Origin of the sequence: Pseudovibrio sp. W74 (assembly GCF_001623085.1) — a bacterium.
Lineage (GTDB): Bacteria > Pseudomonadota > Alphaproteobacteria > Rhizobiales > Stappiaceae > Pseudovibrio.
Genome location: NZ_LMCJ01000055.1, coordinates 32,954 through 41,706 on the forward strand (window position 1 = coordinate 32,954; position 8,753 = coordinate 41,706).

An 8,753-nucleotide genomic window follows, 5' to 3' on the forward strand; every position below is an offset into this window, starting at 1 on the left:
GCCTTTGTAGGGTAAGAGAGCCAATCTGAGTGTTGGTTTGATAGAGTTTTGGAGGGTCGCGTTCTATGGTGTAGGGCGCGGCTTTTTTGTTTGTTTACTGGCTTTCCAGTTAGGGCGGCGTACCTTCCAGAGAATGAACGGAATACTGAGTGTGAGGAACACGCCGGGGATGATGATTGCCAGGTAAGTTGTTGCCGGAAAGTCGGGTTCGTCGGGAGGTCGGAAGCCGATCATGAAGGCAATGAGTGAGATGCTGAAGCCGATACTGCCCAACACCCAGATGCCCCAGTTGCCGAACGGGACCTTATAGGTCCGCGGAACATTGGGGTATTTGTATCGGAGCCGGATTGCAGTGCTGTAGAGCAGCAAATACATGACGGAGTAAAGCAGGACGGCTGTTGAGGTGAGGTACAAAAACACTTCGTTGGTCTTCACGTGAAGTAGGAAAGCGGTTGCTATGAGTGTGGCGATGGTAGCCTGCACCAACATGAGTGGTACAGGCATATCGTGGGTGTTTGAGCTATGTAGGAATTTGGGAAGCATGCCATCGCGTCCGGCGACTGCGAGACTTTTCACGGGTCCTGCAATCCAAGTGCTGACTTGTCCGGCTGCGCCAACAGCGATGAACATGGCCGCAATGGGTAAGATGTTTGGCACACCATAGTGATCCAGCAGTATTGTGAAGGTTTGCAGGACGCCAAGGGTGTTCGAGATCTCTGTTACCGGGATGATCATAGCAATGGTCAAACCACCCAGAAGAGAAATGGAAAAGCCGATGAATGCTGCGATGAGGATTGCGATTGGGTAGGTGCGCCGAACGTTCTGAACTTCTGTCGCGTGGCCTGCTGAAACTTCCATTCCAATAAAACCAAAGAGGAAACTGAGGAAGAGGAACAAGGTTGAGGTTTGAGAGAGGGATGGGATGATATTGGCTGTGGTGAGGCTGATATCAATGGCGGGTTGTGCTGGTCCAGTCACGAAGAGCAGGCCCAGTGTGATCATGGTGAGGGATGGAAAGATGGTTCCCGCCAGCAGGCAAATGCCAGCAATACGTTTTGTGATGCGAGTACCTTTGAAGTTTGCGAAGGTTGCGCCCCAGTAGATGATGATGACACCCGTGAACATGAGCCATGGGTTTTCATCAAGTGGACGGTCAAACACAAATGCGAGGGCTGCGGTGGTGTAGGCAACGGTTGCGACCATGGCGAAAATGGCCTGAAACCACTGCAGGAAGATTGCCATGAACCCGAATGGGGCGCCGAAGGCTTCCTGCACCCAGGTGTAGACACCATGCTTGGGCCAACCTGTTGCCAATTCTGCTGAAATGAGGGCGACTGGCAGGATGTAGCAGAGGATCACTGCTGTGTTGAAGAACAGGATCTTCATGCCGGTTTGTGCCATGAGCGGCATATTCAGCATGGTCATGAAGAGCGCTGTGGTCATAAACACCAAGTGCCAAAGGGTTATGTGGTGCTTTGGCTGATTGCGTGGTGTTTTGGCCATCACTCTTGTCCTCTACTTTTCGAGGCGTGCGAGATTTTCTTGCGGCGCAGGAACCATATGCTGAGTGGAACCAGCAGGGCGAGAATAACAGCCACAACCATGAGGCCTTCAAAGCTCTTTATTGAGAATGGCAGGGATGGTGGGGGAATGAAGCCGATCGCAAAGCAGCTTATGGCAGTCAACATGCCGATGATACCGAGCAGCCAGATGCCCCAATTGCCGCCGGGCACTCTGTAAGGGCGCGGGATATGCGGATGAGTGTAACGCAGGCGAATGGCTGCTACGAACATCAGCAGGTACATCAATGAGTAAAGCAGTACAGCTGTTGAGGTGAGGACGAGGAACACCAGATTGACGTTCTCGAAGAGAATGAAGCTTAGAGCAATGAATGAAATGAGAGATGCCTGCAGGATCAGAAGTGCTGTGGGGACGTTGTTTTTGTTGGCTTTAGCGAAATGTGCTGGCAGCAGTCCCTTTCTGCTGGCTGCCCACATGCCTTTTACCGGACCAACAATCCAGGTGCTGACCTGACCGGCTGCCCCGACTGCGACCAGCAGTGCGATAAAGGGTGTTAGAATGGAAAGGCCGTAGGCATTCAGATAAGCGGAGAAAGCCTGAAGGGCGCCGTTGATGTTGGAGATATTGCCTTTTTCGAGGATAAGTGAGACGGCAAGCCCACCCGCAAGGGTGATGACAAAGCCTGCGATCGCTGCTGTGAAAATTGCACGCGGATAGTTCTTTTGCGGGTTTTCTACTTCGTTTGCATGGCATGCAGAAACTTCTATGCCGACAAAGCCGAACACGAAGCTCATGAAGAAGACGAGGCTGGTGGTGTCGGAGAGTGATGGAACCCAGTTTGAGAGTGTTGCTGAGGTGTCGAGTGCAATGGTTTTGCCAACAAACAGATAGTAGATGCCAAAAAGGATCAGCAGGGCTGAGGGAAAGAAGACGCCGATGGAGACAGCGTAACCTGAGATCTTCTCTGAAGTTTCTGTTCCTCTGAAATTGATTAGTGTTGCAGCCCAATAGAGGGCGAGCACCGAGAAGGTGATGTAGTAGCGATTTGAGCCCAACTCCGGATCAAAGGCATATGTGAGTGTGGCTGTGGCATAGGCGACGATTGATGTGACGCCGAAGATGGACTGTATCCATTGCAGAAACACTGCCACGAAGCCGACGGGCGTGCCGAAAGCAGCTTCGACCCAATGGAACACACCATTTTGCGGCCAACCTGTTGCAAGTTCTGCTGAGATCAATGCTGTTGGAATGAGGAAAGCAAACACGGTGATGGCGTTGAGCAGGACCATTTGCATACCGGTCTCTGCCATCATTGGCATGTTTCGCAGGGTCATAAACAGTGCTGTGGTGATCAGCACCAAAGGGATGAATGCGATTTTGTGTTCAGCGCTGGGCGGTTTTTCCTGCTGCATGGGCCACCGGCATAGTCTTTGATGCTCTAAACTTTAAATTGAGGGCCTGAAAAAAGACTGAGAGTGCAGGTGGGAAGCGCTTTGGTGGCATTAAGTTGCTGTTAGGTGTGAGCGCTGGGCTAGATGTCTTCCTTGCAGATGGTGCGATCAATTTCCATCAGCTCAACAGGTGCTCCATTTACCTCGATAAAGGCCACGGTTAGTCCGAGGATGGGGGAGTTGGGTTCTATGATAACCTTCTGGTCTTTCAGCGCCTCTTCCAAATCGTCAACTTCAAAGGCCACATGTGCCACTGTCTTCACGATCTCAGGATAGGGCGCACCTTCGTCATAGCGCTGCCACTGGATGCCGAAGGGATTGTTTTTGTGATCGCTGACGGTCATGTGCAGGTGAGGCAGCGGAATCTCTTCCTCGAAGTATCCCTTGGTTGGAATGCCGATATGGTTGAATTTCATTGGTCATCTTTCAGTATAGCTGCATGGGACCATGTTTGAGACCAGTGGCCTAAGGGTTGCAGGTAGGTGAACAGGTCTTCGCCTTCTGCTGTCAGTTCGTAGCCGCTTTCTCCATTTATGACGATCCCGCATTCTCGTAGTTCTTTCAAGCGCGTATTGAGCACAGTCGGTGAAACAGAGTCGCAGTTGGACTGGAGGGCGCGGAAGGTTTGCGGGCCGGTTGAAAGGTTCCAGATGATGCCAAGAGCCCATCGTCTGCCAAGCAAATCAAAGAGAACCATGATTGGCTTACCGGATTTTGAGCCACGAACCGGGGTTCCTGCCTTAGGTATTTTCACAGATATAGGGCTTTCCTTTTTGCTAGGTTTGTTATAGCGATGTATTGCTACAGATATTGTAGCATGTTTGGAGAGTTTTGCTATGGTTGTTTTCGCGGTGTCGTCTGCTCTGGCGGCATCATTAGGGTGGGCATGTGGATCAATGTTGGCCCACCGACCGCTACAACGTGTTGGCGTTTTTGAATTTACGCGCATTCAACTGCTAACATCCGGCGCTATCCTGTGTGTGCTTTGCTCTGTGTTGGGGTACTGGCAAACAGTTGATTGGAGCCAATGGCCTTCCTTCGTGGTGAGCGTTGTTGTCAGCGTGATTATTGGAAACCTGGCTTTGATGGCGTGTTTGCGCCGAGCTGGGCCGCGGCAAACAGAGTTGTTGCTCTCTCTCAAAACGCCGATCGTTGCTGTGCTTGCCTTCGCGTTTCTTGGTGAGGAGCTGAGCTTTACCGAAATTGTTGGCATCGCAATCGCTCTGTTCGGCATTTGCCTGGCGATTTTGTTTGGAAGTTCTGATCAGGAAACAGAAGCTACTCGCCGCAGTGGCGGGTTGGTTGTGATTGTGTTGCTGGCGCTTGTTGCAGCTGCTTCGCAAGGGATTGGAATGCTTGTCCTGAAACCATTGCTTGTTGCTGGGACCGAGCCTCTGGCAGCTTCAGCTGTGCGGGTTACCGGCGCTGCGTTTATTGTGGCGCTGGTTGGATTGATGCCTGTTTCTGCTGTTCAGGCTTCAACTGAGATGAGCTGGATGTTGTTGTTTCGCGTCGTGCTGCCCGGGTTTATTGGATATGGCATATCTGTTTCGCTGCTGCTTTATGCCTACGCTCATTATGATGCAGCAGTTGCCAGCATTCTTGGCTCTCTGTCGCCTGTCTTTATTCTGCCATTGCTCTGGATGCGAACAGGAAACATGCCAAGACCTCTGGCCTGGGGTGGTGCTCTGCTTTCGCTTGGCGGAACAGCAGTGATTTTGCTGTAACAGGACTGGTGCCAGCAGTTGGATATTTGCTGGCACGCTTTGCTAGATCAGAAGTCGAGCTGAAGATTGTGCTTCTCAAAGAGATTATGGAAGCTCTTTACAAGACCGTTTGCAATTTCAGCTGCGTCTTCCGACGGATCACTCGGGAAGAAAAAGGCATCTGTTACGGCCTGCTTTTGCTCAAGGAATTCGCCTTCGGAGACTGTGTTTTCATCAGGGGAATCTAGCGAGTCCAGTAAAGGTGCAAACAACTGAACGAATGGGCCTTTCAGTGTGGATGAGATCACTGAAGCGGTTGCATAAGCTTCTGTCGGGTGTTTGCCTGCCTGCTGAAGACGGTTGACCAGTTGATCCTCGACCTTTTTCGTGATGAGCTCGATAGCCTCACTCACAATTTGCGAATTTTCCTTAAGTTTCTCGGAGTGGAAAGCGTCGTTCAGCTGTTGCTGGATCTCCGGATGCTCCTTAAAAATCTTCGTGAAGTGGCGCTCTGCGGCGAACTTGTTGTCGTCACCGCCCAAACCATCCGCGTTGTTGGAGTGCTTTGCTATGAACTCGGTCAGCAGCTCTGCATTGATTTCATCAGCCGTCAGGTGTTCTACAAAGCCCTTGATGATTTCATTGGTGCTTTGAGCTGTCTCTATCTGCTTGCCGAGCTCAGCCTTTGCTGCATTGACGATTCCGCCTTGCTCCTGAAAGTCATTGTCGTCTTTTATTGAGCGTACAATTTCTTTGGCAGCCAGATCAGGCAACCATTTCTGCGCGGCTTTTATTTCTTTTGGGGTTCCTTCAGGAATAAACGGGGCAATCTGGGAGCTGAACTCATCTGTTTGGGCTGCTTCTCTCAGTGTCGATTTCAACACGTCCTGAACAGCGCTGTTGATGATGCTTTTCTGAAGAATATCATCGATTTGATCTGTAATGTCGTTCGTGCCTTCAGGACCGGAAACCGTGTTGAAGACGCCATTCAATACGGTTGCGATTTCACCAAATGCCGCTGCGCTCACCTTCTCTGCAGGCAGGCCCAACTCTGAGAAGACGCTTACAAGCAAAGTGCCGCCTGCGCTTGCTGATTGAAGCGCTTCGATGGCGCGCAGCTGGTTGTTTACGGCCTGTTGAATGTGTTCATCCTTCAAGCTGCTGCGAATAGAAGAGTTTGATTTGTCTGGTCTGGATTGATTTTCTAGTTTGCCTTGAACGTTTTCCTGCAGTTTTGTGATCTGCTCAGGGGAGACATTGTCCCAGTCGATCTGGATGCCAGCCTCTGAAGCGGCTGCTGCCAGGTGTTCACGGTCGCCCAGTTTCTCGATGTGCTGAGTGATGCTGGCGTCTATTACTTCCAGATTCTTCGCAACATCCTCTGCAATCTGTGAGACAATTGCTTTTATTTGCTCAGGATCGGTTCCGACATTTGCAAACTCGCTTGAGCCTTCCAGCAATTTGGTGACATTGGCTGCGACCTCTGCTCCATGCGTATTGGTGATGCTTGTGAGGATAGCCGCTTGTGTAGTTACATTGAGCTCTTCGGCTTTATTTTCCTGAGTTGTGAGTGCTAACTCAACTGTGTCCAGTACCTGTGCTTTGGTCAAGCTGTGGGCTTTCCCATCACCTGGCGCGAAAGCCTTGTAAGCGGCTTCACCGACGTCTTTGCCGAATTCTGTTTTTAATGCTTCCTGAAAACGGGTCTGATCTGCAGATTTCTGGCCATCTCCAGTGATATGGAGCTTGGCCCAGGAGAGTACTTTTCCGCCAACCGATGTATGAGAAGTGCGTTGTGTAACGGTCTCTTGCGTGGTGTGCAGTTTGTCCAGACCGTTGTCGAATTGGGCTGCAGCTACAAAACTGGAGAGTTCAATGGTGCTCATACTCTTGCTCCAAAATCTGCGAAATTATCGGCCTGACAAGGGTTGGTGTGGTTTGGGTTATCCCAATTTGGGCTGAGGCCTTCCGGGTTCTTGAGGCGCTCGTGCCAGGAGGCAGCTGTGCGGATGAACATGTCCAGCTTGTTGTGGAGGGCAAAGGAGGATCTGTCGGAGATCGTCACCACCATGGAGAGATTTATGCAGCTTGCTTTTGGGCTGATGTTAAACGCCATGGCATGACTGTCTGCAAACACGCAATTGGCCTGCATCAAAGCCTGAAGGACTTGCGGGTTGTTGGTGTCGCGCTTGCTGACAACTGCATTGAAAAGGAGGGTCTGGCTTTCATCTCGCCAGACGATGCTCATGGCGAGGTCCTGATCAAGACCGAGGAAAATCTGGAGGTCTTCGTTCAGGGAGAAGTTGTCAAAGCCAATTCTGTTGCCGAGTTCGATCAGCAGTGCGTTTACCAAATCAGTCATGCAGTCTCGCGCGCCTCACCATAGAACGTGTATGCCGTTGATGCTGTTTCTTGCAATAAAGACGGTTGGTCTGTTGCAAGTGGATGCATCCATGAGACTAGATTTAGCGTGGGTGAGGAGAGGCTGCTGTCTTGTTTGGTACAGGTTGCAAACAAACTTGTGCCCCTCGCATACCGTGAAGAGTGTGCGAGGGGGTGGTGGTTATGTGTTCGCGAGAACTGTGGCTGGAGTCGCAGCTCGTTTATGAGCCAGCACGACGACAAAGGTGAGGCCCAGCAGCAGAACTTCTGAGAACACACTGGCGTACCAAATACCGGCTTCTCCCATTGCATAGGGCAGGATGAGGGTAAGCGGGACTGCGAACAGGTAGGTTTTGGCCAGCATCAGAATGCCTGCGCGGGCGGCATCGCCGATCGCCTGAAAGAACGTGCCCACCATCATCAACGGACCAGAGAGGAAGAACATCATAGACACGATCGGTATGATGCGTTCGACGTCTGCAATTGTGGCTGCATCATCGACAAAGATCGCGCCCAGTTGGGAGCTGAACAGGAAGTAGATTGCCTGAACTCCACCGCAATAGATGAGCGAGATTATGATTGCGATCTTTAGGGTTTGCGCGGTTCTGTCGTGCTTTTGGGCGCCGTAGTTGTTTCCTGAGATGGATTGCAGCGCCATGCTGAGACCCAGCAGAGGGAGGAACGTGAAGGTCATCATTCTGGTGATGATGCCATAGGCTCCAGCGGTGACTTCATAGTTGCTTCCGGCCCAAAGCTGAATTGCAAACAGCGTGACGGCTGCAGCCAGAGAAACACCCGTATAGCCAAGGCTTTGGGGGACACCAAGAGCGATGAGGGACTTCCATTGGAAGCTCACTGGTCGCCAGTTCAGGAAGGAAAGTTTCCCGCGTTTGGATGTGTAGTAGACGACCAGCGCAACTAGGGAAATCAACTGTGCAGTCAATGTTCCATAAGCAGAGCCGGCCACGCCCCAGCCGAATTGAACCACATAGAGCCAATCAAAGAAGATGTTCAGGAATGCAGAACTCAGGGTGATGACTGTCATGAGGGGCAGTAGTCCCTCACAACGGAGCCGGTCGATGTTGATGGATAGGACGAACCCCAGCGGTGAACCCAGAATGAGGATCGCCATGTATTGATAGCCAATACGGGCTAGTTCGTCGGAGCCGTTGGTCAGGAACAGAGCGAGCTGAAATCCTGCGACCAGAAAACTCACGATAAGGCTGCCGCAGACGATCAGTGCGAGGGCGATCGCGCTGTCGATGATCTTCTTTGCGATGCGGTGGTTATTGGCGCCAAAGGCCCTTGCATAGATGCTGGCGAAACCGTTGGACACGAGCGTGAACAGGGAAACCAGAATCATGAAGAGAGGGAACATGAGTGTGACGCCAGTCAGGGCCTGTGTACCCACATAGGTTCCCAGAAAATAGGCGTCGACGACCGTGTGCAAGCCGTTGACCATCATGACAAGGCTGAGGGGGATTGCGGTTTTTGCAAAGAGAATAGGTATGGAGCCGGACAGAAAAATATTGTCCGGTTTGGAAGAAGAAACGTCAGACATCAAAACTGCTTTCAGTTCAGAAGCGGGAAAATGCTGGAGCTCGCGTTGCCAGTAAACCGCTGAAATTATGCGGTTTGATGCAGAAAATATGGAGCTTCACCAGAGCGGTATGCTTGCGAGCGGCGGGTGTCC

Annotated in this window: 8 protein-coding genes; 1 reads left to right on the top strand and 7 read right to left on the bottom strand. The window is 51.5% G+C overall.

What is annotated here, in order from left to right:
• Window positions 1-63: 63 nt before the first annotated feature.
• The 4 genes from PsW74_RS22825 to PsW74_RS22840 all read right to left on the bottom strand — a co-directional run bounded on the left by PsW74_RS22825 (window position 64) and on the right by PsW74_RS22840 (window position 3,726).
• Window positions 64-1,503 (bottom strand): APC family permease, encoded by a 1,440-nt coding sequence (locus tag PsW74_RS22825; protein ID WP_063290369.1) that lies wholly within the window; start codon window positions 1,501-1,503, stop codon window positions 64-66.
• The gene (locus PsW74_RS22830) at window positions 1,503-2,933 is read right to left on the bottom strand and encodes an amino acid permease (RefSeq protein WP_063290368.1); all 1,431 of its coding nucleotides are present in this window, start codon (window positions 2,931-2,933) and stop codon (window positions 1,503-1,505) included. Before PsW74_RS22830 ends, PsW74_RS22825 begins: the two co-directional genes overlap by 1 nt.
• Before the next feature lie 119 nt (window positions 2,934-3,052).
• Window positions 3,053-3,388 (bottom strand): hypothetical protein, encoded by a 336-nt coding sequence (locus tag PsW74_RS22835; protein WP_063290367.1) that lies wholly within the window; start codon window positions 3,386-3,388, stop codon window positions 3,053-3,055.
• Complete coding sequence (locus PsW74_RS22840; protein WP_063290366.1) at window positions 3,385-3,726, bottom strand: helix-turn-helix domain-containing protein; 342 nt, start codon at window positions 3,724-3,726, stop codon at window positions 3,385-3,387. Before PsW74_RS22840 ends, PsW74_RS22835 begins: the two co-directional genes overlap by 4 nt.
• An 82-nt stretch (window positions 3,727-3,808) precedes the next feature.
• On the opposite strand from PsW74_RS22840, the gene PsW74_RS22845 reads away from it, so the two are divergent.
• Window positions 3,809-4,699 (top strand): DMT family transporter, encoded by an 891-nt coding sequence (locus tag PsW74_RS22845; RefSeq protein WP_063290365.1) that lies wholly within the window; start codon window positions 3,809-3,811, stop codon window positions 4,697-4,699.
• A 47-nt stretch (window positions 4,700-4,746) separates the two neighbouring features.
• Here PsW74_RS22845 and PsW74_RS22850 read toward each other — a convergent pair whose 3' ends face one another.
• The 3 genes from PsW74_RS22850 to PsW74_RS22860 all read right to left on the bottom strand — a co-directional run bounded on the left by PsW74_RS22850 (window position 4,747) and on the right by PsW74_RS22860 (window position 8,621).
• Complete coding sequence (locus PsW74_RS22850; RefSeq protein WP_063290364.1) at window positions 4,747-6,564, bottom strand: hypothetical protein; 1,818 nt, start codon at window positions 6,562-6,564, stop codon at window positions 4,747-4,749.
• Window positions 6,561-7,040, bottom strand: coding sequence for a CesT family type III secretion system chaperone (locus PsW74_RS22855; RefSeq protein ID WP_063290363.1), 480 nt, complete (start codon window positions 7,038-7,040; stop codon window positions 6,561-6,563). Before PsW74_RS22855 ends, PsW74_RS22850 begins: the two co-directional genes overlap by 4 nt.
• Before the next feature lie 201 nt (window positions 7,041-7,241).
• Window positions 7,242-8,621 carry an MATE family efflux transporter gene (locus PsW74_RS22860; RefSeq protein ID WP_063290362.1) on the bottom strand — a complete coding sequence of 460 codons (1,380 nt, stop codon included), beginning with the start codon at window positions 8,619-8,621 and terminating at the stop codon, window positions 7,242-7,244.
• Window positions 8,622-8,753 lie beyond the last annotated feature (132 nt).